Annotated in this window: 34 protein-coding genes; 1 reads left to right on the top strand and 33 read right to left on the bottom strand. The window is 55.7% G+C overall.

What is annotated here, in order from left to right:
• Window positions 1-53 precede the first annotated feature (53 nt).
• The 32 genes from G7009_RS23875 to G7009_RS23720 form a co-directional block, all read right to left on the bottom strand.
• A complete protein-coding gene (locus G7009_RS23875) occupies window positions 54-461 on the bottom strand; it encodes a hypothetical protein (protein WP_060515411.1) in 408 nt (135 codons plus the stop codon).
• 14 nt (window positions 462-475) lie between these two features.
• Window positions 476-961: a hypothetical protein gene (locus tag G7009_RS27540; protein WP_219856741.1), complete on the bottom strand. Its 486-nt coding sequence runs from the start codon at window positions 959-961 to the stop codon at window positions 476-478.
• Between the two features lie 203 nt (window positions 962-1,164).
• Window positions 1,165-1,797, bottom strand: coding sequence for a hypothetical protein (locus tag G7009_RS23865; protein ID WP_060515409.1), 633 nt, complete (start codon window positions 1,795-1,797; stop codon window positions 1,165-1,167).
• Window positions 1,798-1,900: 103 nt separating this feature from the next.
• Window positions 1,901-2,521, bottom strand: coding sequence for a hypothetical protein (locus G7009_RS23860; RefSeq protein ID WP_060515408.1), 621 nt, complete (start codon window positions 2,519-2,521; stop codon window positions 1,901-1,903).
• Window positions 2,522-2,767 carry a hypothetical protein gene (locus tag G7009_RS23855; RefSeq protein WP_060515407.1) on the bottom strand — a complete coding sequence of 82 codons (246 nt, stop codon included), beginning with the start codon at window positions 2,765-2,767 and terminating at the stop codon, window positions 2,522-2,524. It abuts the gene before it with no gap.
• Between the two features lie 140 nt (window positions 2,768-2,907).
• A complete protein-coding gene (locus tag G7009_RS23850; protein WP_060515406.1) occupies window positions 2,908-3,438 on the bottom strand; it encodes a hypothetical protein in 531 nt (176 codons plus the stop codon).
• A 116-nt stretch (window positions 3,439-3,554) separates the two neighbouring features.
• A complete protein-coding gene (lepB, locus tag G7009_RS23845; RefSeq protein ID WP_181132498.1) occupies window positions 3,555-4,496 on the bottom strand; it encodes a signal peptidase I in 942 nt (313 codons plus the stop codon).
• Window positions 4,493-4,753 carry a hypothetical protein gene (locus G7009_RS23840; RefSeq protein ID WP_060515405.1) on the bottom strand — a complete coding sequence of 87 codons (261 nt, stop codon included), beginning with the start codon at window positions 4,751-4,753 and terminating at the stop codon, window positions 4,493-4,495. The genes lepB and G7009_RS23840 overlap by 4 nt, the downstream gene beginning before the upstream one ends.
• A gap of 2 nt (window positions 4,754-4,755) precedes the next feature.
• Window positions 4,756-5,496: a hypothetical protein gene (locus G7009_RS23835; protein ID WP_181132497.1), complete on the bottom strand. Its 741-nt coding sequence runs from the start codon at window positions 5,494-5,496 to the stop codon at window positions 4,756-4,758.
• Between the two features lie 8 nt (window positions 5,497-5,504).
• The gene (locus G7009_RS23830; protein ID WP_060515404.1) at window positions 5,505-5,747 is read right to left on the bottom strand and encodes a hypothetical protein; all 243 of its coding nucleotides are present in this window, start codon (window positions 5,745-5,747) and stop codon (window positions 5,505-5,507) included.
• A gap of 152 nt (window positions 5,748-5,899) precedes the next feature.
• Complete coding sequence (locus G7009_RS23825; protein WP_060515403.1) at window positions 5,900-6,148, bottom strand: hypothetical protein; 249 nt, start codon at window positions 6,146-6,148, stop codon at window positions 5,900-5,902.
• 321 nt (window positions 6,149-6,469) lie between these two features.
• Window positions 6,470-6,946, bottom strand: coding sequence for a hypothetical protein (locus G7009_RS23820; protein WP_181132496.1), 477 nt, complete (start codon window positions 6,944-6,946; stop codon window positions 6,470-6,472).
• Between the two features lie 223 nt (window positions 6,947-7,169).
• On the bottom strand, window positions 7,170-7,328 hold the full coding sequence (locus G7009_RS23815; protein ID WP_181132495.1) for a hypothetical protein: 159 nt from the start codon (window positions 7,326-7,328) through the stop codon (window positions 7,170-7,172).
• Window positions 7,325-7,594: a hypothetical protein gene (locus tag G7009_RS23810; RefSeq protein ID WP_023383712.1), complete on the bottom strand. Its 270-nt coding sequence runs from the start codon at window positions 7,592-7,594 to the stop codon at window positions 7,325-7,327. Before G7009_RS23810 ends, G7009_RS23815 begins: the two co-directional genes overlap by 4 nt.
• Window positions 7,595-7,743: 149 nt before the next feature.
• Window positions 7,744-8,067: a hypothetical protein gene (locus G7009_RS23805; RefSeq protein ID WP_181132494.1), complete on the bottom strand. Its 324-nt coding sequence runs from the start codon at window positions 8,065-8,067 to the stop codon at window positions 7,744-7,746.
• Window positions 8,068-8,169: 102 nt separating this feature from the next.
• A complete protein-coding gene (locus tag G7009_RS23800; RefSeq protein WP_181132493.1) occupies window positions 8,170-8,328 on the bottom strand; it encodes a hypothetical protein in 159 nt (52 codons plus the stop codon).
• A gap of 151 nt (window positions 8,329-8,479) precedes the next feature.
• Window positions 8,480-9,955, bottom strand: coding sequence for a DNA cytosine methyltransferase (locus G7009_RS23795; protein WP_181132492.1), 1,476 nt, complete (start codon window positions 9,953-9,955; stop codon window positions 8,480-8,482).
• 167 nt (window positions 9,956-10,122) lie between these two features.
• Window positions 10,123-11,043, bottom strand: coding sequence for a recombination-associated protein RdgC (gene rdgC / locus G7009_RS23790; protein WP_181132491.1), 921 nt, complete (start codon window positions 11,041-11,043; stop codon window positions 10,123-10,125).
• Between the two features lie 113 nt (window positions 11,044-11,156).
• Complete coding sequence (locus G7009_RS23785) at window positions 11,157-11,807, bottom strand: hypothetical protein (protein ID WP_219856739.1); 651 nt, start codon at window positions 11,805-11,807, stop codon at window positions 11,157-11,159.
• 150 nt (window positions 11,808-11,957) lie between these two features.
• The gene (locus G7009_RS23780) at window positions 11,958-12,284 is read right to left on the bottom strand and encodes an Arc family DNA-binding protein (RefSeq protein ID WP_181132489.1); all 327 of its coding nucleotides are present in this window, start codon (window positions 12,282-12,284) and stop codon (window positions 11,958-11,960) included.
• A 50-nt stretch (window positions 12,285-12,334) separates the two neighbouring features.
• On the bottom strand, window positions 12,335-12,739 hold the full coding sequence (locus G7009_RS23775) for a TraR/DksA family transcriptional regulator (protein WP_181132488.1): 405 nt from the start codon (window positions 12,737-12,739) through the stop codon (window positions 12,335-12,337).
• A gap of 247 nt (window positions 12,740-12,986) precedes the next feature.
• Window positions 12,987-13,493: a hypothetical protein gene (locus G7009_RS23770; RefSeq protein WP_181132487.1), complete on the bottom strand. Its 507-nt coding sequence runs from the start codon at window positions 13,491-13,493 to the stop codon at window positions 12,987-12,989.
• Window positions 13,494-13,605: 112 nt separating this feature from the next.
• Window positions 13,606-14,106: a hypothetical protein gene (locus G7009_RS23765; RefSeq protein ID WP_181132486.1), complete on the bottom strand. Its 501-nt coding sequence runs from the start codon at window positions 14,104-14,106 to the stop codon at window positions 13,606-13,608.
• 55 nt (window positions 14,107-14,161) lie between these two features.
• Window positions 14,162-15,037, bottom strand: coding sequence for a SprT family zinc-dependent metalloprotease (locus G7009_RS23760; RefSeq protein ID WP_181132485.1), 876 nt, complete (start codon window positions 15,035-15,037; stop codon window positions 14,162-14,164).
• A gap of 278 nt (window positions 15,038-15,315) precedes the next feature.
• On the bottom strand, window positions 15,316-16,314 hold the full coding sequence (locus G7009_RS23755) for a DUF4917 family protein (protein WP_060519736.1): 999 nt from the start codon (window positions 16,312-16,314) through the stop codon (window positions 15,316-15,318).
• Window positions 16,315-16,478: 164 nt separating this feature from the next.
• Entirely contained in the window at window positions 16,479-17,039 is a 561-nt protein-coding gene (locus G7009_RS23750; RefSeq protein ID WP_060519738.1) for an arsinothricin resistance N-acetyltransferase ArsN1 family B, read from the bottom strand.
• Window positions 17,032-18,114, bottom strand: a complete 1,083-nt coding sequence (locus G7009_RS23745; RefSeq protein ID WP_101195987.1) for an ArsO family NAD(P)H-dependent flavin-containing monooxygenase — start codon at window positions 18,112-18,114, stop codon at window positions 17,032-17,034. The genes G7009_RS23750 and G7009_RS23745 overlap by 8 nt, the downstream gene beginning before the upstream one ends.
• Window positions 18,115-18,139: 25 nt before the next feature.
• Window positions 18,140-18,643 (bottom strand): cyclin-dependent kinase inhibitor 3 family protein, encoded by a 504-nt coding sequence (locus G7009_RS23740; protein WP_082422063.1) that lies wholly within the window; start codon window positions 18,641-18,643, stop codon window positions 18,140-18,142.
• 4 nt (window positions 18,644-18,647) lie between these two features.
• Window positions 18,648-19,361, bottom strand: coding sequence for an arsenical resistance protein ArsH (arsH, locus tag G7009_RS23735; RefSeq protein ID WP_060519744.1), 714 nt, complete (start codon window positions 19,359-19,361; stop codon window positions 18,648-18,650).
• 23 nt (window positions 19,362-19,384) lie between these two features.
• On the bottom strand, window positions 19,385-19,855 hold the full coding sequence (locus G7009_RS23730; protein ID WP_031314387.1) for an arsenate reductase ArsC: 471 nt from the start codon (window positions 19,853-19,855) through the stop codon (window positions 19,385-19,387).
• Between the two features lie 14 nt (window positions 19,856-19,869).
• On the bottom strand, window positions 19,870-21,153 hold the full coding sequence (locus G7009_RS23725; protein WP_060519746.1) for an arsenic transporter: 1,284 nt from the start codon (window positions 21,151-21,153) through the stop codon (window positions 19,870-19,872).
• A 27-nt stretch (window positions 21,154-21,180) separates the two neighbouring features.
• Window positions 21,181-21,537 (bottom strand): metalloregulator ArsR/SmtB family transcription factor, encoded by a 357-nt coding sequence (locus G7009_RS23720; protein WP_060519748.1) that lies wholly within the window; start codon window positions 21,535-21,537, stop codon window positions 21,181-21,183.
• Between the two features lie 733 nt (window positions 21,538-22,270).
• Between G7009_RS23720 and G7009_RS23715 the strand changes: the two genes are divergently transcribed.
• Window positions 22,271-22,603 (top strand): DUF2790 domain-containing protein, encoded by a 333-nt coding sequence (locus tag G7009_RS23715; RefSeq protein ID WP_039614978.1) that lies wholly within the window; start codon window positions 22,271-22,273, stop codon window positions 22,601-22,603.
• Window positions 22,604-22,738: 135 nt separating this feature from the next.
• Here G7009_RS23715 and G7009_RS23710 read toward each other — a convergent pair whose 3' ends face one another.
• A complete protein-coding gene (locus G7009_RS23710; protein ID WP_101195988.1) occupies window positions 22,739-23,065 on the bottom strand; it encodes a four-helix bundle copper-binding protein in 327 nt (108 codons plus the stop codon).
• Between the last annotated feature and the right edge of the window lie 127 nt (window positions 23,066-23,192).

Here is a 23,192-nt window from a genome sequence, read left to right as displayed (position 1 = left end):
TTATTGTCACGCTGTAAGAATGAGCTGTCAGGGATTCCCTACCTACCTTGGCATTACATCTGATCGAGCTTGAAAGAATTGGCGCCGGCCACGAGATCACTACCCAGGTTGGCCAGAATCGTGTCCTGCGCTACGGTGGCAACACCATGGCCGCGGATGCCGCCAGTACTAACCCAATAGACCTTACCGGTGCCAGCCTCCTCCACCCGTTTATGAAGCTGCACTGAATAGCTGTAAAGCCGTTCTCCCGGCTGGTAGTCGGCCGTCTCCAGGTATGCGTAAAGTTTGTAGCTGCCATCAAGCTCTACGATTTGCCGTGGCAGGTGCGCTGAAATCGTTTCCTTGACCAGGTCATGGGGGATTTCAGTGGCATTGGAAGAAAGCACCAGTTCGACAGCAGAGGCATTGCATGCGCTGAGTGACGCAATGGCCAGGAGGGCAAGCTTTGTCAATTTGATCATGGGGGGGGTCTTACTCATTCAGTTGATGTGTGGGCGCTGCAATCTGCCGCTGAGATGACCTCTCCGCGAAGGTTCAACATCATCGCGTAGATCGCGACATCGAGCGGATCTCCTTTCTCTACGTGCTCGCGCAGCTCTTTCGAAAGGAAATCAGCTGTGCATGTATCGCCTTCATTCCAGCCAGCACGGCCTTTCGCCCGGTTCCTGGCCATCTTCACCTTCATGTTGAGCGCGATGGCGTCGACGGCCGCATCATCGAGCTCTGTCTCACTGAGCTGGTATGGAGCGTTGTAAGTACGAACAACAGCGGTCGATCGATCAGGCCCAGATACCCTGACATGCACCTCACCGACCTCTTCCAAGGCCGCGTGCACGCCACCTGGGTTCTCCCGATGAGCCACACGGAGCGCATCCAGCCAGATCTGCTCTGTTGTCATGTCGCTGCCGGCTGCTCCTGCAGGCGCAGAGGCCTGGTTCTTCGCGTTGGCCAGAAACAACACGGTATTGCACGCAGGGCAAGGGGGCATCTCATTATGGCCAACGATAGCCCCCTGGCTCGCCACGAAACCATATCCAGCGCATTCAACCGACCCCCCTATTACCGCGCAGCAAGGGGTGTCGGCTGGAGCTGGTGAAGCAAGCGCAGCTGCATCTTGGTGCGCTATTGAGTTCTCTAGTTGCACGAATTCACCTGAGACACCGATCAGAGGAACACCGAGGTGCCGCCCGCTGGGGGTTGCGCTTGGGATGGTTGAACTGCCGGCGACTCACCCGTCGACACTGGGGGCGAGGACAGAAGCGCAGACGCTTCCTGCCGGGCTTGGTGGATGACTGCGGGATTAATTGCCTTCCAGTAGCAATAGGCCGAACGGGAGTTCTCGTGCATGGACAGGTCACGCTTGCGCATCAAATGCTCGATCTCCGAAACCACCCAGTGGCCAGCGCCAAAAGCTTGATCCTTGCCCGAAAGCCAGAAGTTGGCATCAGTGATCTTGAAGAGCATCTCGAAGACAGCCAGCGCCACAACTGCCACTGGATCAGTACTGCACTTCAGACGGGCCATGATCGGACCGAGAGAGCGTATATGAGCCACGCGGAGCGAATTGGCCCAGGAAACAGAACGAGGGCGGCCCACCAGCTGGGGCAAAGTGATCTTATAGAAGCCCTTTGCTTGGGGCTTAACCAGGTCGCGGATGTGGGCGCTGCAATCCCCGCAGAGAGTGCTGTTGGCGTAGAGGCGATCCTGCCGGCGCCCGCTCATCCCTGGAGAGGAAAAGCTGAACAGATCAATGTGCCCACAAAGGCACTTGGTTGGAGCAGTAATGTGAGCCGCCATGGACACCTCCAGAAGTTTTGCCGGCGAAAACCACCGGAATCGATCTGAAGCATAACACGTACGTATACGATATGGATCACTTGATTCTGTGAATTTCCCTTCCCTAGGCGGCCGGCAGCAGCGACAGGATTAGGGGGCCAAGCTCCTTGGCCGTGTAAGCACCGGATATAGCCATCTTGACGCGAAACGGGATGGGCTTACGCCCCGTGCGGATCAGAATGAAATCCTCCAGTGACAGGCCGATTCTGGACGCCTGCTCACTGTCACTCAGCCCAGAGATCGCTGCCAAACCATCGAAGAAGGCACTGACCAGGTCTGGTGAACCGCCGGCGTCAAGGCGATCGAAGAAACCGTATACCAATGTCTCGCGGACCACCTGTGACTGTTGATTGGCCGCCTCCACTGCCTCCCGAATGGGCTCTGGCAATGCTGCGAGCAAAGTCGACAAGGTCACCTCCACACCCATCGCGCCCAGCGTGCGTATGCGCGCTGGAGGAGGCAACGGGCGCATGTGCACTCGGCATTGGCGGATCATGGAGATGCTGATGCCAATTTCTTTGCTAAGCCGGGTATCCGCCCAGCCCTGCTCGTCGCGGAACTGGTCCATCAGCTGGGCCCAGGCAACATTGCTCAAACCGCTATCCGCCGATTCGAAAAAGAGATTGCGAGAGCTCAGGTTGGCTGCCGCCTCGGTACCGCTGCTCCCTTCATGAAGGTCGAACATCTATTTGCTTCCGTTCGGTTCTGCAGCAACCTGGTCATCCAGCTCAACAGGAGCGGCCACGAAAGAGCGAATGATGAGGTACAGGGCCCCTCCGACAAGACAAAGGAAGACGCCCTTAAAAATGAGCTGGGGGGAAATCTGCACCACGCCGGCGCCAACAGCCATGGTAGCCAGCAGGCCCATGACTACGACGACAAGAGCAACCACGACGCGAATGATCAGAGAATGTGAAGAACGGCTATCCATGACTAGGCCCTTTCGATACGTAACGTGTACTGATAATACTGGATGAGTGCATATCAGTACAACGCCATGTGTGACCCCTCGGAGCCCAAAGGTCCGAGGGCAAAAAAAACCCGGGCACTTGGCCCGGGCATACAGCTGGTTTACAAACTGGCCACCCCAAGCGGGATGATTGGCGAGGTAACGGCATGCAGTCCGAAACCGTTCCCCTCGATGCTTACCGAAGCAGTCTTGATGCGAATAGCCCCCAGAATTCCGACATTGGAATTGGAAACGATGCGCTCCTGGCCAGTCTGCGTAACTGAAACAGGTTCGAAATCGGCGCCCATGTCATTGGCCAGCAACTGGTTGATGCGTTTAACCATTTCGGATGCAGCTTCGTCGGCAAGACCTTCTGCCGAAGCGGAGTCAAAGCAGATACCGATCACCTCTGCATCCGCACCAGACTCGTCGTCATCCTGGGACAACACTACGTGGGCCGTGGCCTTCAGTTCACTGGAGCTCACCAACTCGGCGAAGACTGTCGATCGATACGCTTGCTCAAGTTCAGCGAGCTCAGCGTCACGTACCGTTCCTGCAGGGTACGACCCCACCTGGTGCAGCAGGTTACCGCGAGAATCGACTGCAGCTGCTGCGAGTTGGGCATATTTGATTGCGGTGTCATGGAAGTTCATGCGTTTCTCTCCTGAAAGGTGGGTGCAAGGCCTTGCGTTGCCTTACAAACAGGTAATGAGGAACACGGGGGTGTATTCTTGCGTTGCTCCATGACAGCTTGCTCCTTGATAGCGAATCAGCGAGATATTCGACTGAATTCCAATCTGCCGTTAGTGAAATCAAGATCAAGAATGGCGCGACCTATTATTTCCTTGTCCGAGACAAAACCCCAGTAGCGGCTGTCCAAGCTATTGGGGCGGTTATCACCCAGTACAAAATAAGAACCGGCAGGAACAGTACATGACAAGCCTGACACGCTTCTCTCACAGCCGGGAATGGCAGGAAAGTCAGTGCTTACACCAAAGTCACTGCTGCCAGGGTCTTTGATCGTGCCGATTTGTAAGTCCTGAATTTTCTCCAGCGTATAAACGGCTTGTTTGAGCTTTCCGCTAGCTTCATCTTCGTAAGCAAATGGCTTCTCGCCCAGATGTACCGCCGGTGCATTATTAATGGCTAATACACCACCTTGATAAGTGATGTGGTCACCGGGGACTCCAACCACACGCTTGATGTAAGGCTTAGACGGATCGAGTGGGAATCGGAAAACCACAACATCCCCAAGTTTCGGTGGTCGGCCTTGCGTGATTGGCTTCGGAACGAATGGTAATCTCATACCATAGGTGAACTTATCGACTACAACGACACTACCCACCACAAGTGTGGGGCGCATTGATGACGACGGAACAAGGTATGGCTCGGCGACAAAGGATCGGAATAGGAGCAGGAACACGGCAACAGGCGTCAACTCCACCAGAAAGGCCACTACCCCTTGCGTGAAGTGATGCCGGCCTTTAGCTCCCAGATATCGTTCATACATCCAAAACGGCAGCCCAAGGACTGCTGCAGTCGCGAGCAAGGTCGCCATGTCCAAAAATGTGCAAAGCAAAATGTATGGGCCAAGCACCGCAGCGGCGCACCCGAGGGAGTAGATCCAGGCTGGTCCATGGGCCTGATACTTTTTGCGACACAGCGCCGGAGCAGCTACCGTCAAGCCAACCCCGATCAAGAACAGACTCATAGGTATTTGCCCATCTTTACATGGTAACGATAGATAACTAGGCGGATTATGAACAGAGCGACAAAAAAACCACCCATTGCCCAGCCAATAACCTTGACCCAAAAGCCGTAGCTGTAAGCAGGGATGATTTCGAACTTTTCCAGGAGGAAATCAGTTAAGGATCCAACCACCCAGAAGAGCGCTGCAACCACCCACCCATTCATGAGAAGTTGAATATTATACTTTACGCCATTGGGCTGCTTCGATTTTGCGAGCATATTTACTCCGCTGCTATAAACGACCACCCTGCACGGCTTAGCGCGCATTTGTATCCGCTCAGCGGCTTGATCAACAAAGTAGACTCAAGTGACGCAGCAATACAATCAAAGTGATAGCTGTAGTATAAAGAAAGCTTCTCCACGTCCGCTCTAAGGGCTCGCCAGTATGCCTCGTAATGCCGGCTGCCTAGAACTGGAGCAGTATTTTCGTATTGGAGAGGAAACGGCTGCAGGGTTAGCAGCACCAACCGGAATTTCGATCGAAGCCAGGTGCATGAAGCTTCGATAATAGACTCGCTCTGTTCTGACGACCTGAATTTGTCGCGAACTTCCAGCCGGGTTATAACAAAGACGCTGCCAGCTTCGAGCACAGCAGAGAAGTCCTGGTGGCAGGTTCTCACCAGCTCGTGAACCAGCTTCTGGACGGTCTCGCTGACCAGATCGCAAGCCTCAGCCAAGGAGTATCGCTTCCCCTCCCCACTGGACAACAAAACCGCGTCCAGGACAGCGACTGGTACAGCCTCTGACTTCGATAGCAGCCAGGCTGTAACCAGTCGCCCTTCACATACCGCAGAGCCATCAAATACATCCCCTGAAAGGCTCAGCTCCACGGCATAGCCACCTGCGAGCTCTACGCGCTCAACCACCCCGCGGTGCATCGGTATCTCGCTGTAGAAACCGGTGTCGATCAGGCTTCGCACATACGGGCGGCAGGGGATGACTTGCGCCAGGCTGGCAGGCACAGTGAAACTCAGCGCAGACCGGTGCCAGCACGAGCCTGCTCACTGGCCTTGGCCTTTCTACGGTCGGCCATTTTCATCAGCTGCACGAAGAGCACCGCCATCATCAGGACCGCGATCAGCACGAAAGCGAGTGCAGGGGTGATGTGGCCAATCTTTGCCCACACGAAAACGAAAGCCGCCAGTGCCAGGGCTGCCGGCACTTGGCCGACAATGTTCAATGTACGCATGGCCCAAAATTGGATTCGTTGCATTTCAAGCTCCTTGAATTGATTGATAACACGTACGCATAATACAAGAAGAATCTATATGCTGCTAGCCATTCGATGTCATGATGCCGCCACAAAAAAAGGCCTCAGTTCACAGTAATGAACCGAGGCCTTGTGGTCACCGACCAGGGAGTGACTTACAGAGGGTTGAAAATCGAATAGAAGCACACGGCCAGTGCAGCTGCGCAAAGGGCCGAGCAAAGCCAGAGCAGGATATTGACATCGCGCAGCGAGCGGTCAGCAAAGCCCTGAATGGCCTGGGCCTGCTCAGGGCCAGAGGCGTTTTTCACACTGAAAAGAGCTTTCCGGCGCTTGATTGCGATCGAGATGATCACGGCCAGCACCACAACGGCGATACGAGCGAGCATGTCGGTAGTGATAGTCATAGCGGTTCCTCAGGTTGGGTTGGATACAGAACAGGTAAACGACTTACTTAGCGAGAGGTGGCATCACGGCTGCCGCCCCCTTGTTGAGTCATGGTTTTGATGGCTGCTAATACTGGGTCCCTGGGACCGGTATCCTCGCCCTCGCAATGGGTCCGGTGCTCACCTGGCTTGATCAGGCAGTACCGCCCCACCGGCTTAACTGCTGCTACCTCGAAGCCACGCTGGGCCCAAGGTTTGAACAGAATCAGGCCGACAGCAGCAACAGCGCAGACAGTGGCAACGGCAGCTATAGCGATGCGCAGAGAGAAGAATCGCCCTCGACTATTCACCGACAGCAAGCTCCACCCCGGTCGACAGGCTGATCATCTGAACTGCAAGGTCTGGGTTTATCAGCCCTTTGGACGCGAGCCCCCTGATCTGGCCGGAGAAGAACTGCACGAAGAATCGTTGCGAGGCGTGCACGCTTTGCTCTGCCCCACCGTGTTCCTTCACCTGGTCACGGCGCTCGATGGCAGCTGCAGCTGAGCTGGCGATAGCGCTGGCCAAGTCCGCAGCAACACCGTCACCGCGAGACTGCAACCTTTTAACGTCCAACTGCGCAAGGACCTCATGTGAGAGGTGCAAGCTTGCTAAACCCTCACCGTACCACCCGTCATACACCGTCACACCGTGCTCGTCGGTGGCGAGCACGGTGAGAAAACGGGAGAGCTGGTGCGTATGATCGTCACCGACAGCCAGCTTGGGTGGATTGGTTACCTCGTAGCCGGCGCCGACCTCGAATTCGAGAGAGTTGGCCAAATTGAACGCTCCTATCGGTTCCTGAAATGTGCAGTCCGCATAATACATAACGCGTACGCATACGGCGATAGATTCCTTTAGAATCTGCCGACTCTCCATCCAGACCTTGCCCCCACCCAGGAGGCTCCCGGGCGGTACCGAGAAATCAGATCCAAAAAAAGACCCACCATCTAGGATGGTGGGTCGGATTTAGCGTTACTTTATAGGTAGCTCTGCTGAGCGTTTATTTGGATTGCAGCGGCTTGCTGTTTTGGTCTGCACCATACTTCACGCGCCTGAACTCATCCTTGATGGCAGCTACAGCTCCCATCAATGGCGCGAAGAAGATTCGTGGTGCCTGCCTTGCAGCGTTAGCGAACTCAGACCCAAATGTTTGATTCATTCAGCAAACTCCTTGATTGCTCGGGCTGCCCCAATGCATATAAAGACGAAGAAAAGACCAGCATCTACAAGCACAATGGCATGCTCAAGCAGCCCTAGGATCAGTAAGGTAAAGTCGCTGATCCCGAACTTAGCCAAGTATTGGACCAAATGGTTAAGCAGAACTGCTGGCACCATGATGATCAAGAAGATGATAGTACCGACGAAGCCATGAGCTCCGAAGTGAGCGATCGGGCTCCACCAAGGTTTTTTGTGGGTTTTGGACATCTGTTACTCCTGAAAGGACCTGGGGCGGTCGTTGAGAAATCCCATAGGCCTTCTTGCGGTAGACCTAGCCCTTGGAGATGCGTAACGCGGGTCTGTAATTGGTAGGCACAAAAAAGCCAGGCATAACCTGGCTGGGTGGTACATCTCAATCAGCTCTGCCTGGACTGCCGCAGCCGGCCTGGTGTGAATTTCCCCGAGAACGAGAACCCCAGATCCTTCACACGTTCACGTACTTTGAGCTTATTGGGCTTGTCACCCCGCTCCTTGTGAAGCTCGACATGCTCAGCCTCTACCCTCAGCAAGAACTCGACGTCCTTTTGGCACAGCTCCAACGACCGCTCCAATTTTTTTCGGTCTGAAAATTTCTTTCCGATCAGAGCGGCTGATGCCGCAGCCAGGACAGTACTGACGATAGCAGCAAATGCGTTTATCAAAGCGGATTGCACCGCAGGATCGTTGATTGCGAGAAGCATGGTGGGCCCCTGAAAGTTAACTTGCTTCAAGGGGATGCTTCACAGAAACCAGTAAATTCCAGGCACAAAAAACCCGCTCAATCGGCGGGTTTTTCGTGAGCATCAGTGTTTAGGCGTCGTTTCGCCTGGGCGGTCACCACCCGAAGCCTTTGCCATCTCAGCCTTGATAGCTTTATAGGCACCAACCAAAGGCGCAAAATAGATGCGTGGTGCCTGTTTTGCAGCACTCATAAACTCAGAAGCGAAAGTGATATTTTTCATGTGTTTGCCTCCTCTCTGGGAAAACTAGTAACCAATGTATAGCAAAATACGTCAGTACCTTCAAGCGTCTGAAACAATTTCATCGAACAAAGAAAACCCGATTCGCATAAGCGAACCGGGCATGTGTGGCGTTTAAGGCGAAACCTAGCAATCAGATCAGCAAAGCCAAGGTTCCAGTTTGGAGTTTGTCGACTTCAGCACCAACCGAATCATCCGTGCTGGCTTGAGCGGGTCGAGTGGGAAAGTTAACAACATTGTTGCGTGAAACCATGACGGCCCTGCCGATTTCCTCACCTACAGATACGAACTTTGGAAAGCTCACGCTTTGACCGCAGATCTCATGCCCAGTAGTTTCAGAAACACCATCGGTGAGCCCAGCTGGAATTCCTTTAAGTCTCTCGTGCTCGGACTTTTTGAATAGCCTGCTGAGGTTTGGATCCTCTGGATGCACCAGGAAGGGTTCAGTACTCCGGCCTTTGGCATACCCGCGACACAATACACCACAACCATCTTCTTCACCTGTTAAAAGTTGACGGGCGAACCCTTTTCCTGCAGCCAGATCTCTAACTTCTTTCTCCGCAAGATATGAGTATTCCTTCCAAGATCCATCATTGAGAGGAACCGGATCGAGAATATCGTTAATACATGACTCACGGACTTTGTTAACCTTGAGATTATCGAAAGAAAAACCATCTCCAATCCCAGGAGTCATTGCCACAACCACAAGCCGCTTACGGTGTTCGAGCGTACCAAAATCCCAGCCATCCAGAATAGCTTCATGAACCACATAGCCAAGATGTGTGAAGACGCTTCGAATAACGGACATCGATGCAGTGTTAGCGTACTCGCCTACGTTTTCAATAATTGCAATGCACGGATTTACATGACGCAACCAGTTCAAATACTCGACGAACAGTGCGCCGGCATCAGAATGACCTTCTGCGAATGCAAGTTTGTTTTTGCTCCTGCCGCTCTTACTTGCCCCTACGCAGGGTATACCTCCGACAAGTATTTCGCAAAGTGGCGTATTTTCACTCAAGTAAACATCCCGAACATCGGAGTTAATAGCGATTGAGTCCTCTGTCCAAATATCGACATTGTTACGCATTGAGCAGTCGAGATATTCACTTTCCATCTCAACGCCAACCTGCACAAACGAGCCGACACCGGCCTTCACCATGCCTGAGTGCAATGCGCGGTCGAGGACCCCGCCCCCGTGGAAGAGCGAAGCTACAGCGAGCTTTTGACCACGCTCTAACTTTTCCTTCATGCGCTTGAGGCGCTCGCGGATCTTAGTTTGAATCTGCAAAGCAGTGATCACAATCCGGCCACGACGAATCGCAACACGGACCTTATGGTCATCTTCAAAGACTTCGCGGAGTTGCTCAGATCGCAGGTCAATTACTGGATGTACAACCCCATTACGCTCGCGCTTAGATACACTGATGCACTTCCCGGCGAAGCCGGTTGGAACCTCAATTAGTTCAAGGCGTCGGGCTACCTTGTCAGACTTAATCGAGTATTTCTTGCCGATCTGAATACCAGCTGTCAAAAGGTGACGGCCCTCCATAAAGACCCGTGAAACGCCCTTCGACTCGCCGATTTTTGCGTTAATGATGGTGGTCATTGTGCTGCTCCAAGTAGTCGGCACAGCTCCCCTGACGGGGACTGGGCCCGATCGGGGGAATGACAAACTGGTTGTCCGTACCTACCTGGAATGCAGAACAGGGCTCCATACTTTTTTCACGCAACAAAAAGCCCCCGTCGCGGCGGAGGCTTGGTGTCCTGCTGGGATCAGATGGACGCGGGCACTTCCTCACCACCCAGCGCCTCGTACAGAGACGGGAGGAATTCGGCGAAGGTCATCATCATCAGCACGAACGTAGCATCAGCCTGCGCCAGCGCATCCTCCCCTCCGTCCTGGCTGGCCTGCTCCTGAAGCAACTCTTCGAACTTCAAGCGTCTGATCACGAGCTTGTCGTCAAGGACAAACGACAATTTATCCTGCCAGGCCAGCGACAGCTTGGTCACGACCTTGCCGGTTGCCAGGTGATTTTTGATCTCGTCACTGGTGAGATCCTGCCGCTTGCAGCGAACCGATCCGCCATCTTCGGCGGTGTCATGCAGTTCACATTCATCCAGGACGTAGTAGCCTTCACTTGCCTCGCCGGTTTTGAGCCAGTCAGTGAGTGTCGCGCTCGGGGCGATCCTCACTGACACCGGGCGCACCGGCAGGGAGCCCATTACCTCGCGGAGCGTGGAGAGCAGATCCTCTGCACGTTTGGCGCTCGCATTGTTGACGATGATCAGACCCAGCTTGGGTGCGATGGCTGCTGTGATCACACCACGACGGATAAACGCCTTCGGCAGCATGGCCTGGATCGTTTCGTCCTTGATCTGATCACGTTCTTTCTTGTAGACCTTGCGCTGCTGTGAGTTCTCGATCTCTTCGACCTTCTCTTTCACAGCTTCATTGACCACGCTGGCCGGCAGGATTCGCTCTTCCTTCCGAGCACTGATCAGGAAAAAATTGCCGCTCTGGTGTACGAGCGGAGCATCCTCTCCATTGCCCAGCGGCGCGATGAACCCATAGGTGACCAACTCTTGCGAACCGCACGGCCGTGCAGGTTTCGACGCCAGGGCGGCTTGAAGGGTATGCGTGGCAAATTCAATTTCTTGGGTCAAACGGTAAACGGTCAGATTCTTAAACCACATGGTCATGCCTTGTTAGGTAATGGGGGTGATGACAGCGCCCTTATGAGCACTGACTTGAATGCTTGAGGTTGAAGCAGCTGAGTGCTTTCTGATGCAGCTAGGCGAGATGCTGATCAGCTGGCAGATGTGTTGCGGAAGCAGTCGATCTCTTCGAGGGGGTTAGGCCGGTCGAGCAATGCCCACCATCCTCCCCACTCCTCACAACTGATTGATCGCTTTAAACCTGGTGCCCCTTCTACACAGAACTTGCCTATGTCTGAGGACCAGGTGACAGCCAACAAGGATGCTTCGATGCCCTCCTTACCGCTCCAATTCCAGTAATGACCAGCACTTTCGGGGGCCGCTTGTGACCAGATTCGGCGTGTACGGCCCTCAATAGCCCGCTGGCGCTCATCAGGCTCATAAATCAAACGTTGCGTAGGTGAACCGCGGAAAGTTTCGAGGGCCCCTTCCTTGACTGTTATCTGAAGCCAGGGCATCGGAGAGTTCATGTACGCGATGTAGTTAGCAAAGAGATTCGCTGTGTCACGCACCCCTACCGCAGTCGCGTACTTCAGGAGTTGAGCCGCCTGGGCTGGTTGTGGCGCTGCGAGAAGCTTCCGCAGAAACATTGCCTCAGCGGCTGAGAACTGATAGCTGCCGGTATGGCCGCCGGCTCCTGGTGGAACACTGAGCCCCGCGGCATGGGCCTCGATCATCGCCCGGTCGACTTCAGCATCCAGCGATTCGCCGCTTAGCAGCTTGTCGATGCCGATACGTACCATTGGGACATTGGCTTTCCCAGTCCGGAGGGCAGGGCCACGCAAGTAGAAATACCGCTGAGCGGCCTTCAAGAGGACCCCAGCAATGTCGCCAGCGCCAGCGGCAGTTGCGCCCGGACCTACATCAAGCAAGTTCCCCATGGTGGTCGTCCTTCACTGCGCGCTGGCGATCGACAGTCTAGGTGGGAGCTGCAGACCTGGCTTCGGGGTTTCGGTGCCCTGATTTGCTTTAAGCTCTGCCAGCTGTTGCTCCAGCTCCTCACAACGCCGAGTAACCTGCGCCAGCGTACGGACCGTCAGATCGCCCTCTTCATCCTGCGCAATGCTCAGCGTCAGGCGATCGATGATTTCAGAGTTCATGCTGCGGTGGTTGTCTTTCGCAATATCAGCGATCTTCTCGCGCATCCCGTCAGGCAGGCGCACCACGAATTTGTCAGCTGTGCGGGAGGACTTGACGGGCAGGGATTGGGACTTGGGCATGGGGATTAACCTCAGTATGACGGGCTGGCGGCATTACAGGTAAATGGTGATTACGCAGCGCGAAGGTGCCGGGATTTGTTCTCGCGGCTCTCCTTGGCCTCGACAGTCAGTAGCGATCGAGGGTTCGAGAGCAAGCGACGGAGACCAATCGGCTCACCGGTGTCTTCGCACCAGCCGTAGCTACCGTCTGCGATCGCTGACATCGCCTGTTTGATATCACGCAGACTTTGGTTCTCGCGTTCGATGCTGCCCAGGATGGACTGGCGCTCTTGCTCGATCAGTGCTGCGTCGGCTTCATCAGGGGCTTTCTCCAAGCCCGTCAGGTCGACGCGCAGCTGCTCGATGCGCCCCATGGCTGTAGCACTTTCGTTCGCCAGCAGGTTTTTGAAGAACGCTACTTGCTCAGGGTTCATGTACTGGTCGTCGGGCTGTTGCAACAGTTCCTGAGGGGTCATCGATTGGGCCTCGTGATTGGTTGGGTCAATGTGCCTGGCGCCAGCGTCTCTAAGATCGATACGGCAGGTTGATGGCACCATGCTGTCATTTTCACACGCACCGATATTACGGCCAGTATCCGAAACGCACAACAGTAAAATTACACATACGTGTTATGCATACAGAAAAATATTTTCGGCCGAACGTCCGGGTTTTCTGTAGGCGTAAAAAAACCCCAGCGCTAGGCGGTGGGGTTTGGGTGAATCGTTATGCAGCTTCAGGCTGAAGGCTTCGTTTGTCCACGTAGATTTCCTGCACGAGATGAACTCGGTCTGGATTCTGCTGCGCGAATTGAGCAAGAGCGGCGCCCGGGCTACCACCACCGCAGCGGAACGTCTGGAGCCCATCTTCGTTTGGCATCGAGTAGACCAGCAAGAACGCGGTGTCCTCGTGATAGCGGTTGGCAGCGTAGTCGACAGCTTTCCCTGTCAGACCGGCCATTTCAACAACCCACTGCAGTGTTTGAGTTCGAACCTCAAGCTCGATCATCGCCTCCTCGCCAGTCCGGGGGAACTGAACCTGAGACATATCGCGGCCCATGTAGGCTGTCTTCGCTTTTTCGAACTGACTGAGCACAAGATGTGCGAAATCACCGAACTGGAACGCCAGCTTGGCCCGCAGAAGGTCCAATGGCTGATAGAAGTCAGGAGCTTTCCAATCAGCTGGTACACGGCCTTCAGTGGAGACTGCTACTGCTTGGTTTGGGTTAGTCATGGTGCGGCACCTCATGTGCGTTAAGTTTGTAGGTGGAGATGGCCCACACGGACATGTATGGCGTGAGGCCTCTCCCCTGCCGCTGGGTGCATGGTGCCGGCATGCAAAAGGCTCACGCCGCTTGCACGTCCAGAATATGTAGATCTGCAGGGACGCTCACGACATCCCCAAGCCACCGCCGTACGGCGTCCCTCTGAGTGGCGACTGGGCAGCCAGGCTCAGCGCTCATCATGAAACCAAATGCCTTGAAGCTCGCTTCACGCATGGCCCATTCCAAGCTTCGTCCGCTCAGATCTTCGACAAACACGGTCTGGTACGAATGGTCTGTTCTGCAGCGACCAAGCATGCCCGGTGCGGTAGCCCGGGCGAGTAGCGCCGAACCGCCAGCGGCGAGCTCAGCGCCATTCTCATCCGCTACCATCCAGTCCCAGTGGTTCGCCGCGACGACGTCACGCAGGCTGAGCTGGGGCTGTGAAAGGTGCGATTTGGCCATGTCGAGCGCATGCTGCGCATTGGCTGCAGCGAACAGTTCGCCGGTGACGACTCGGAATGCTTTCAGGCGGAAAGTGTCCGCGGCATCGGGGTGTTGCTGGGTAGGCTCGGTATGACGCATGACGGGCTCTACGCGAATTGCTTCAGGGGTAATGGGCGCTTTCATAACCGCCACTTCAGCCTACACCTGCTCGCACCATCCGCACCTTCACCCCTCGCTGCTCGAAAGCCTTAGCTACGCGCCCTTGACGCTCGTCTTGGCCATCGCCGAAGACGATGGCGTGAGTCACCCCGCCTGGCAAGGTGTCGGGGGTCGGATGCCTGGTCACCGAGGCCAACGGGACATTCAATTTCTTGCTCAACAGCTGGCGGTGGCGTTCACCCGTGATTAAGGAGTCAACGACGACCTGGTTCACCTGGTGATCAATGATGAGCTTGGCGATCCGGTCAGCTTGAGCGCTGTCGAGCGCGGGGCCTGAGGTACTAATGAAGAGTTTCGAAATTACAGGAGCAGGTGCTTTCTCTGCCTGCTGGACGAACTCCAGAATTTCACCACACGTCTTGCATTGGAGTATGGCTGCCTTACGCTGGACCCGATTGTGCTTCGTGGTGCTGAGCTTATGGTCCTTGCCCTTACACCCGCATCTGTAGACGAAGCTTTTTTTGACCGCCCTCGACGTGTCCATGCTGTGACACCTGCTGGGGTCAAGCTTGAACACATCCCTCATGATGCCCTGCCATTCTGCTCCATGTGAGGAAGGCTCCATTCCCCAGATAGTGCGCGTGATGTAATGAGCCACTTCATGAGGGCAGGTGTCATCAAGGAACGTGCGAAGGTTTTCCTTGGCCAGTATTCGGTTAAACCGGAACTCCTGATCCTTTGGCTTGCCTGTGTGCTTGTCGATCCTGTATCGATACATGCCAGCTGTACGGCCGGTGAGATCAAATCGCACAGGTATTTCCGGAAATACTCGGCCAAAACCTGAGGACGCTAACGCCAGGCATTCTGTGACACGGGCCCTGACCGCCTTCAGTTCGTCGACGGGGAGCATCAGGCTTCAGCCTCTGGCAGCACCTGGATACTCAGCTGGGTTTCACGAGCAGAGGAAGGTGTATGCATGGCTGAGGGCGCTGGATTTAGAGAATTAAAACTGTCGCAAAGAGGCCCAGTTTCCGTGGCCTTCAGCCCGATTCGGAGTAAACGCAAAACTGTCGCGAGCCCCCAAAACCGTTGACTCGGACAAATGCGCCAGAGAATAAAAACTGTCTAGCCCAGTAATGACGGGCCTTACAGCCACCTCTGAGATTTCAGGAGTGGATGTCCTGCCCGCTATTCGGGTTGAACCCAGCAGCCCGGGCTCTCACTGTCGAAGAAATCGACGTCAACTGGCCCCAGGTCATCCTGAATGATTTGGTAAGCCATGTTGCAATAAGGCTGATATCCCCGAAAGACTGAGACGGCTACGCGCTCAATGCCCGTCCCCTTCATTCGCTTGAGCAAATGCCTGTCGTGCTCCCCCAAGCCCCAACCGAACAGTGTCAGTGTCTTCCGGGGCGCCGTAAGCACCTCTCGATAGACAGTCGACAGGTAGTAGCTATTTTGAATCGAAGCTACCTTCTGACGCATGGTTCCTTCACTGACAAACAGCGGTACCACACGCTCGTTTTTCCACTCCTGAAGAATGGCTTCCAGCAAGCCGCCGCCCAATGCGCGGATCTTGAACTCTTCCTCTATGTTGTTGCGGCATAAAGCTAAGCTGCCATGGGGGTAGAACACCAACGTATTCACTCGCTCCTTGTACAGCTTCCGGAATCGACGCCAGTCGTCATCGAATACCCCGCCATCGACGAAGCAGTCTTTGAACATATGGCCGTCCGGGATGTTGAGACCATAGGCCACCGTCCAGTAAACCAGCAGGTCATAGTTTAGCGACAAGACCGTGTCGAACTCCTTCAGATACCGGTACATGTTCGGCAGATGATCGGTGATCTGGTGATATTCAGGGTGAACATCCCGCACTGCCTGGATCAGGCAATCCCGGACGCGCACGTAGGCTTCGTGGGTACGCTGATCTGGGATCTCCAACGATTTGTTGACGTTGGATGCTTGCCAGACGACCCGCAGAATTAGCTCAAAATCTTCTGTCTCAAAAAACTCGAACAGACGCGCCACGTCGTTCTGGAGCAGCTCATTTTCCCTGACATGTTCTAGCAGTGAGCGGTACGCAAAACTCTGCGACACAGCGATACTCGCGCCGTTGCCCAACAAGATGGTACCGCGCTGATAATGCTGAGCTATTTCTGCCCATGGCTTTACGGGGTATGGCATAGAGGCCACCTTCGAGTTGTGATCGCAGGATCATATCTCTGATGGTTCCATCGAGTCTTCTAGGCCGCCGACGTGTCTTCGCAACACGCTAGCTCAGATTCAAGCCCTGGTGACGAAACGCTCAGCGGCCGCTCAAATGGACCCTTCAAAATGGACCTCATGTTCTAACGCGGCATCGGGATTTGGGATAAGAAGCTTGTAGGAGCCTCAGGCCGACAACCCTCGCCACCGAAATCAAACCGCCAATATCCCACGTCATGCCACGCACCGAGTTTGAACCCGACCTGCGAAAACGTACCGATGTGCTGAAAGCCGAGTCGCTCATGGAGACCCACGCTTCCTTCGTTCGGTAAAGAAATACCCGCGTATGCAGAACGATATCCTAGCTGCTTCAGAACCGGCAGGAGAACGTCATAAAGCTGCCGGCCAATCCCACTCCGACGCTGCCCCTCTGCAACGTAGACGGTCACATCTACCGCCCACCGATATGCCGCTCGCGCTCGATGCTGGCTAGCATAGGCATAACCGACCACCCGACCTTGCTGCACAGCCACAAAATATGGATAGGTATGAAGCGTCGTCTCGATACGCTGGCGCATTTCTTCCGCGCTCGGCGCTACCTCTTCAAACGAGATGGCAGTGTGGAGCACAATCGGAGCGTAGATAGCCTGTATGGCTGCAGCGTCTTCTGGACCAGCAATACGAATCTCGATTCCGCTATGCATCCGGCTGCTCCAAGCTGTTCAGGTATTCCACTACTTCGTTTACGGTGCTGCGCGCGGTACGGGTGACGCCGATCAGCGTCGCCGAGGCCAGGGCGGTCCAGTCGCCATATCCGACCAGCCAGAGGCGCGGCTCGCGAATAGAGCGCGACCCGTCAACCTCGACCTTACCGCTGTCATCCAGCACGTCCAAGTCCCGCAAGTGATCCAGAGCCGGCCGGAAACCGGTACACCAGATCACCGCATCGACCTGGGTTTTCTCACCATTGGGCCAGACGACCCCGTCAGGCGTGAATGAGACAAAAGGCCTTACAGACCGTAGGGCTCCTCGCTCGCGGGCCCGGACCACCGGGGGCACCATGACTATATCGCCAAGCCCGCCGACCGGTACGTTGATAACACGGCCCTCCTGTTGAGCCTTGAGGCGCTCGGTAGCCCGCTCGAACAGCACCCGGCCATCGACATCATCAGGCAGAAACGCCGGCTCCTCCGTGGTTACCCACGTTGCGTCGGCGACCTCGGACAGCTCCGCATAGATTTGCGCCCCCGAGTTGCCACCACCAACGACCAGCACGCGCTTTCCTTGGAAAGCCTCTGGTGACTGATAATGGGCGGAGTGAATTTGCTGCCCCCCGTACAGCTCTATCCCCGGATAAACCGGAACATAGGGTTTGCTCCAAGTCCCCGTTGCGCTGATGACGGCACGGGCTTCCCAGTCGCGGTCCTTCGAGCGAACACGAAGGCCACGCCCGGTTCGCTCCACCGCCGTAACGCTGACGGGGCGAACGATAGGAAACCCGTAGCGCGCCTCGTACTGCTCCAGATAGCTGACCACGTGATCCCTATCGGGATTACCTTCGGTGACTAGCGGCATCGGCCAGCCCGCGATCGAGCTCCATGCTGAGGGTGAGAATAGCGTCAGCGAGTCCCAGCCATGGCGCCACGCCCCGCCCGCAGCCTCTTCGGCGTCGAGCAGCAGAAACGACAACTTGGCCCGCTTGAGAAAATAGGCCACCGTAAGCGCGGACTGCCCGCCGCCAATCACGATGACATCGAGTAGTTCGCCGTCGGTGGCCATGGTCTCTCCTGTCTGGCTGGAGCGCTCAGTCTTCGCCGAATTGGTTGATGTAGTTGATGTGCGCAGGCTTCTGAATCGCCCGTGGGCGAAGCTCCTGCACCCAAGCGATCGCCTCGCGACGCGGCATTCCGGATTCGATCAGCAGACGGGCAGCGAACAGCCCGGTGCGACCGGAGCCGCCCTTGCAGTGGATGGCCAGGGCCTTGTTGGAAGCGAGCAAATCGTCTAACTGGTGGCGAATCTCCCCCAACCGAGCCTCGAAGGTTTGATCAGGAGCCTGATCATCCTCGATCGGCAACTGGTACCACTCCAACCCATACTGCCTGGCCGCGACGCCAAGCTCACCAACGCCGTTTTCCTGAAGCTCTGTATCCGACATCAGGGTAACCAGCGCCACGGCGCCAGCCTGCTTCAGCGTCTTCAGGCTTTCAGCAAGATCGCTGGCCTGGGTGCCCGGGCAGGGTGTGAAAATTAGCGCTCCTGGGGCATGGGGCAGCGATTTCATCGAGTAGGGATGTGACATGCTCATGACCTCAAATGGACCGCAGATTGACTCGCTTGGACAGCTCTTCCGCCGACTCCTTGCGCTCGGAGTAGCGATCCACCAGGTAATCCTGGCGGTCGCGCAATAGCAGCGTGAACTTGGTCAGTTCTTCCATCACATCAACCAGCCGGTCATAGAAGGAAGAAGGTTTCATGCGCCCGGCATCATCGAACTCCAGGAAGGCTTTTGGAACCGACGACTGGTTAGGGATAGTGAACATGCGCATCCAACGGCCCAGCACGCGCAATTGGTTCACCACGTTGAACGACTGCGAGCCACCACAAACCTGCATCACCGCTAATGTCTTGCCCTGGGTCGGACGTACGGCGCCCATGGCCAAAGGTACCCAGTCGATCTGCGCCTTAAAGACTGCGCTCATAGAACCGTGACGCTCGGGCGAGCACCACACCTGGCCCTCGGACCATTGCATCAGCTCGCGGAGTTCCAGCACCTTCTCGTGGGAGTCCGGAGCGTCATCCGGGAGCGGCAGGCCGGAAGGGTCGAAGATACGGGTTTCGGCGCCGAACTCTTCCAGCAGGCGCGCAGCTTCCTGGACCATCAAGCGGCTGAATGAGCGTTCGCGGGTCGATCCGTACAGCAGCAGGATGCGTGGTTTATGCGTGGAGGGATCCTTCGGCTCCAGACGCTCCAGCGACGGCAGATCGATCAGTTCTGGCTGGATATTTGGCAGGTGGTCGTTCATTTCAGTCTCCATTGATCCAGGGCCTACAGCGCGCCGATGCGAGCAAGTTCGGCTTTCAGTTCGTCCTGGCTCAGTTGCGAGAAGGGCAGCGCAATGAAAGCGCGCACGCGCTCATCGATCTTCGCAAGTGTGGTCTGGAAGGCTTGTTCGATTTCCGCCTCACTGCCGGTAACCGCCGAAGGGTCGGCCAGGCCCCAGTGGGCTTTGAGCGATGGACCGAAGAAGATCGGGCAGGCTTCGCCGGCAGCTCGATCGCACACGGTGACGACTATGTCGGGAGGAGAGCTCTCGAAGACATCCGAGGCCTTGCTTGAAAGACCAGCGGTGGGGATACCGGCGGCTTCCAAGGTCTTCAGCGCCCGCTCATTGACCTTGCCGCTTGGGAAGCTACCCGAGCTCACAGCTTCCATACCCTCGGGGGCCAGATGATTGAACAGCGCCTCGGACAGGATGCTGCGGCAGCTGTTGTGGGTGCACATGAACAAGACTTTCATCAGATATCTCCGGTTCAAAAGCTCAGGCGTATGGCCAATGCGGCCAAGGTGGCAAGCAGGATCGGCAGCGTCAGGACGATACCGGTGCGGAAGTAGTAACCCCAGGTGATAACGATGTTTTTGCGGGCCAGCACGTGCAGCCACAGCAAGGTGGCCAGGCTGCCGATTGGGGTGATTTTCGGACCGAGGTCACAGCCGATGACGTTGGCGTAGATCATGGCCTCACGCACGATGCCAGTGGCCTCGGCGGAATGGATCGACAAAGCTCCTACCAGTACAGTGGGCATGTTGTTCATGACCGACGACAGGCCAGCGGCGAGCAGCCCCGTCCCGAGGGATGCGCCCCAGACCCCGTAGCCGGTGAAGACATTGAGGATCTGCGTCAGGTAGTCGGTGAGGCCGGCATTACGCAGGCCATAGACCACCAGGTACATGCCAAGCGAGAACACCACGACCTGCCAAGGCGCGTCCTTGAGCACCTTGCGGGTTGAGATCACGTGCCCATGCGCAGCGATCAGGTAGAGGATCAGCGCACAGGCAGCAGCGATGGCGCTGATCGGAACGCCCAGCGGCTCGATGGCGAAGAAGCCGACCAGCAACAGCGCAAGCACCCACCAGCCGGCAACGAACGTCGCCTTGTCGCGGATAGCGGCTTCGGGAGCCTTCAGTTGGTCGAGTTCATAGGTTCGCGGCAGGTCCTTGCGGAAGAACCACAGCAGCATTCCCAGCGTGGCGGCGATACTGACCAGGTTCACCGGCACCATGATCGAGGCGTACTCGCTGAAACCGATGCCAAAGTAGTCGGCGGAAACGATGTTCACCAGGTTGGACACCACCAGCGGCAGGCTCGCGGTATCGGCGATAAAACCTGCTGCCATGACAAATGCCAACGTCGCCGCCGGGGAAAAACGCAGGGCAAGCAGCATGGCGATAACGATCGGCGTCAGGATCAGCGCTGCGCCATCATTGGCGAATAACGCCGACACTGCTGCTCCCAGGAGAATGATGAAAGCGAACAGCTTGCGGGTACTGCCGTTGCCCCAGCGGGCCACATGCAACGCTGCCCATTCGAAGAAACCCGCCTCATCCAGCAAAAGGCTGATGATGATGACAGCGATAAACGTTGCGGTGGCGTTCCATACTATCTGCCACACCACTGGGATATCAGACAGATTCACTACGCCCGCCAGTAGCGCCACGACCGCCCCTAGACCAGCGCTCCAGCCCACCCCCAGACCCTTTGGCTGCCAGATCACCAGAACGATCGTTGCGAGAAAAATCAAAAATGCGATGAACATGGCTCAACTCAGTCAGCGAAGTGAAAATCAAGCACAAGCAGCAGGGCTTTGTGGACGCTCGCCCATTTCAGCAAGGCGCACAGCATCGGCGCTTAGCCACTGGGCGTTTGCATCGACAACACTCTTGAGCATCATCTGCACCCATTCTGGCAAGGACGGATTGAGGCGGTAATACACCCATTGTCCCTGCCGCCGGTCCATGAGGATTCCGGCTTCTCGCAATTGAGCAAGATGCCGAGAAATCTTCGGCTGGCTGAGGTCGAGTGCGCAGGTCAACTCACATACGCATAGCTCGCCTTCACTGGCGATCAGCAAGGTCATCCGGGCTCGTGTTTCGTCAGCGAGACATTTAAAAACGATGGGGGGGGTTAGGGTTTCCCGCATTTGACCTCCTGGGGAACGCAGCACGGGCGGCTCATATCTGGAGGCTCGAATATATGACCATTCAGATATACGGTAAAGCAGATATTAATTCACTGACCAGATGACCGAGTCACAGTAGGAGGCAAAATCCAGGGTTCGCGCCCTTATCCGGATATTGATTCCCTTCCCATCGAGTCCACGATGAACCACCCTGAGATGTCTCTCCGATTGCTTGGTGCCGATCAGATCCAGGGGTTGGATGAGTATCTTTCCGCAGCCGGCTTGCCTACCCCGGACCTTCTGCAGCACGACCGCATGTTCTATTCCTTTCACCGTGGAGAAACGGAACTGGGATATGGGGCATCGAAGGATGGCCAGGCTCGTCTAATTCGTTCGCTGGTTGTGGATCCTGGGAAAGAGGATCCGGGGTCGGTACCTTGCTGCTTAGAGCACTTGAACGCATAGCCGAAGCCGACGGGGCTTAAAGCCTCTGCGGACCACAATTGCGCCCGATTTATTCGAGGCTCGGGGATATGAGCGCAGAGAGCGATCCCTAGCCCCTAGGGTGATTTCCAACTCCGCAGAGTTTGAAAAGCTCTGTCCCGTGTCGGCTTTACCTTAGGCACCCGCAAACTGTCTATGAGGGAATAGCGCTGTCAACCCAGCACAGCCTTACAAAGATGTAATGCCTGGATCACATGGATGACAGCTACCGGGCCTTAGGCTGCAGTCATGTTTTCATGGAGTAATTGAAATGATCAAAGCCAAATGCATCGCCGGCCTACTTCTCTTAATCGCCTCCTCATCCGCTTTTTCCGAAGGAGGTTCTGATCGTTTGCACGGAAAAATGATTCAGGCGAATGAGCAGGCTATGCGTGCATACGCAGCGGCCAATGGAAAAAAGCCACCTGAGGTGATCCATTATCGCTATGGAATGAAGCTGGACGTGGCGAGAGTCATCAGCAGGACTTCGACCAACGGCAGCTGCGACGTGATGCCGGCACAGATGAATTACGAGGACTCAACAGGAGAGCTGAAAATCCTTGAATATCGCACTGCCGGAATTAACTGCAGGGGTCAAAACTGACCGAAGCACAGGTTAATTCTTGAAGTCAGCTGATCACCAGTAGCGCCAGCTGATCGGCCGCCAGGGGGCTTGTGATCGACCGACCGAGGTCTTCCCTAAGTACTTTGCAAAAGAACGACGGTCGGTCGAAATTAATTAGGCAGCCATTGCTTCGCAGGATTGTGCGCAGGCCAAACAGGCTTGTGCGCAATGCTGACAGTGGTCTGCCGTGTGCTTACTGCACTCCTCCCCGCAGGCGCGGCAAATCCTGGCGCACAACGCACAAAATTCCTTGGCGAGCATGCTTTCTCGTGCCATCAAGGTAGCCGCCAGCCTGCACATATCTGCGCAATCCCTGTCCAACTTGATGCAGTCAGCCATCATTTTTACGTCCTGCTCTTGCAGGCAGGCTGACGCGCAGCCTTCACAGGCCAGCGCACAGCGCAGGCATTCCGAGATGCATTCATCAAAGCTACTGTTCATGATCATATCTCCGGTATCGGGTCGATGTGATGCCAGTGCACCGTCTCATGACGGTATGTAGCGTTCGACCTGAGGGGTTCCTGAAGATTGATTACATTTCTGTAAGCTTGTCCGAATCATCTCAGTA

It is taken from the genome of Pseudomonas capeferrum, assembly GCF_013523055.1.
Taxonomy (GTDB): domain Bacteria; phylum Pseudomonadota; class Gammaproteobacteria; order Pseudomonadales; family Pseudomonadaceae; genus Aquipseudomonas; species Aquipseudomonas capeferrum_A.
This window is presented reverse-complemented; position numbering and strand designations above follow the sequence as displayed.

Excerpts from the sequence above, each read along its gene's own strand:
- G7009_RS23875 (WP_060515411.1), bottom strand. The coding sequence starts at position 461 with ATGATCAAATTGACAAAGCTTGCCCTCCTGGCCATTGCGTCACTCAGC.
- G7009_RS23865 (WP_060515409.1), bottom strand. The coding sequence starts at position 1,797 with ATGGCGGCTCACATTACTGCTCCAACCAAGTGCCTTTGTGGGCACATT.
- G7009_RS23860 (WP_060515408.1), bottom strand. The coding sequence starts at position 2,521 with ATGTTCGACCTTCATGAAGGGAGCAGCGGTACCGAGGCGGCAGCCAAC.
- G7009_RS23855 (WP_060515407.1), bottom strand. The coding sequence starts at position 2,767 with ATGGATAGCCGTTCTTCACATTCTCTGATCATTCGCGTCGTGGTTGCT.
- G7009_RS23850 (WP_060515406.1), bottom strand. The coding sequence starts at position 3,438 with ATGAACTTCCATGACACCGCAATCAAATATGCCCAACTCGCAGCAGCT.
- lepB (WP_181132498.1), bottom strand. The coding sequence starts at position 4,496 with ATGAGTCTGTTCTTGATCGGGGTTGGCTTGACGGTAGCTGCTCCGGCG.
- G7009_RS23840 (WP_060515405.1), bottom strand. The coding sequence starts at position 4,753 with ATGCTCGCAAAATCGAAGCAGCCCAATGGCGTAAAGTATAATATTCAA.
- G7009_RS23830 (WP_060515404.1), bottom strand. The coding sequence starts at position 5,747 with ATGCAACGAATCCAATTTTGGGCCATGCGTACATTGAACATTGTCGGC.
- G7009_RS23825 (WP_060515403.1), bottom strand. The coding sequence starts at position 6,148 with ATGACTATCACTACCGACATGCTCGCTCGTATCGCCGTTGTGGTGCTG.
- G7009_RS23815 (WP_181132495.1), bottom strand. The coding sequence starts at position 7,328 with ATGAATCAAACATTTGGGTCTGAGTTCGCTAACGCTGCAAGGCAGGCA.
- G7009_RS23810 (WP_023383712.1), bottom strand. The coding sequence starts at position 7,594 with ATGTCCAAAACCCACAAAAAACCTTGGTGGAGCCCGATCGCTCACTTC.
- G7009_RS23805 (WP_181132494.1), bottom strand. The coding sequence starts at position 8,067 with ATGCTTCTCGCAATCAACGATCCTGCGGTGCAATCCGCTTTGATAAAC.
- G7009_RS23800 (WP_181132493.1), bottom strand. The coding sequence starts at position 8,328 with ATGAAAAATATCACTTTCGCTTCTGAGTTTATGAGTGCTGCAAAACAG.
- G7009_RS23795 (WP_181132492.1), bottom strand. The coding sequence starts at position 9,955 with ATGACCACCATCATTAACGCAAAAATCGGCGAGTCGAAGGGCGTTTCA.
- rdgC (WP_181132491.1), bottom strand. The coding sequence starts at position 11,043 with ATGTGGTTTAAGAATCTGACCGTTTACCGTTTGACCCAAGAAATTGAA.
- G7009_RS23785 (WP_219856739.1), bottom strand. The coding sequence starts at position 11,807 with ATGGTACGTATCGGCATCGACAAGCTGCTAAGCGGCGAATCGCTGGAT.
- G7009_RS23780 (WP_181132489.1), bottom strand. The coding sequence starts at position 12,284 with ATGCCCAAGTCCCAATCCCTGCCCGTCAAGTCCTCCCGCACAGCTGAC.
- G7009_RS23775 (WP_181132488.1), bottom strand. The coding sequence starts at position 12,739 with ATGACCCCTCAGGAACTGTTGCAACAGCCCGACGACCAGTACATGAAC.
- G7009_RS23770 (WP_181132487.1), bottom strand. The coding sequence starts at position 13,493 with ATGACTAACCCAAACCAAGCAGTAGCAGTCTCCACTGAAGGCCGTGTA.
- G7009_RS23765 (WP_181132486.1), bottom strand. The coding sequence starts at position 14,106 with ATGCGTCATACCGAGCCTACCCAGCAACACCCCGATGCCGCGGACACT.
- G7009_RS23760 (WP_181132485.1), bottom strand. The coding sequence starts at position 15,037 with ATGCTCCCCGTCGACGAACTGAAGGCGGTCAGGGCCCGTGTCACAGAA.
- G7009_RS23755 (WP_060519736.1), bottom strand. The coding sequence starts at position 16,314 with ATGCCATACCCCGTAAAGCCATGGGCAGAAATAGCTCAGCATTATCAG.
- G7009_RS23750 (WP_060519738.1), bottom strand. The coding sequence starts at position 17,039 with ATGCATAGCGGAATCGAGATTCGTATTGCTGGTCCAGAAGACGCTGCA.
- G7009_RS23745 (WP_101195987.1), bottom strand. The coding sequence starts at position 18,114 with ATGGCCACCGACGGCGAACTACTCGATGTCATCGTGATTGGCGGCGGG.
- G7009_RS23740 (WP_082422063.1), bottom strand. The coding sequence starts at position 18,643 with ATGAGCATGTCACATCCCTACTCGATGAAATCGCTGCCCCATGCCCCA.
- arsH (WP_060519744.1), bottom strand. The coding sequence starts at position 19,361 with ATGAACGACCACCTGCCAAATATCCAGCCAGAACTGATCGATCTGCCG.
- G7009_RS23730 (WP_031314387.1), bottom strand. The coding sequence starts at position 19,855 with ATGAAAGTCTTGTTCATGTGCACCCACAACAGCTGCCGCAGCATCCTG.
- G7009_RS23725 (WP_060519746.1), bottom strand. The coding sequence starts at position 21,153 with ATGTTCATCGCATTTTTGATTTTTCTCGCAACGATCGTTCTGGTGATC.
- G7009_RS23720 (WP_060519748.1), bottom strand. The coding sequence starts at position 21,537 with ATGCGGGAAACCCTAACCCCCCCCATCGTTTTTAAATGTCTCGCTGAC.
- G7009_RS23715 (WP_039614978.1), top strand. The coding sequence starts at position 22,271 with ATGATCAAAGCCAAATGCATCGCCGGCCTACTTCTCTTAATCGCCTCC.
- G7009_RS23710 (WP_101195988.1), bottom strand. The coding sequence starts at position 23,065 with ATGAACAGTAGCTTTGATGAATGCATCTCGGAATGCCTGCGCTGTGCG.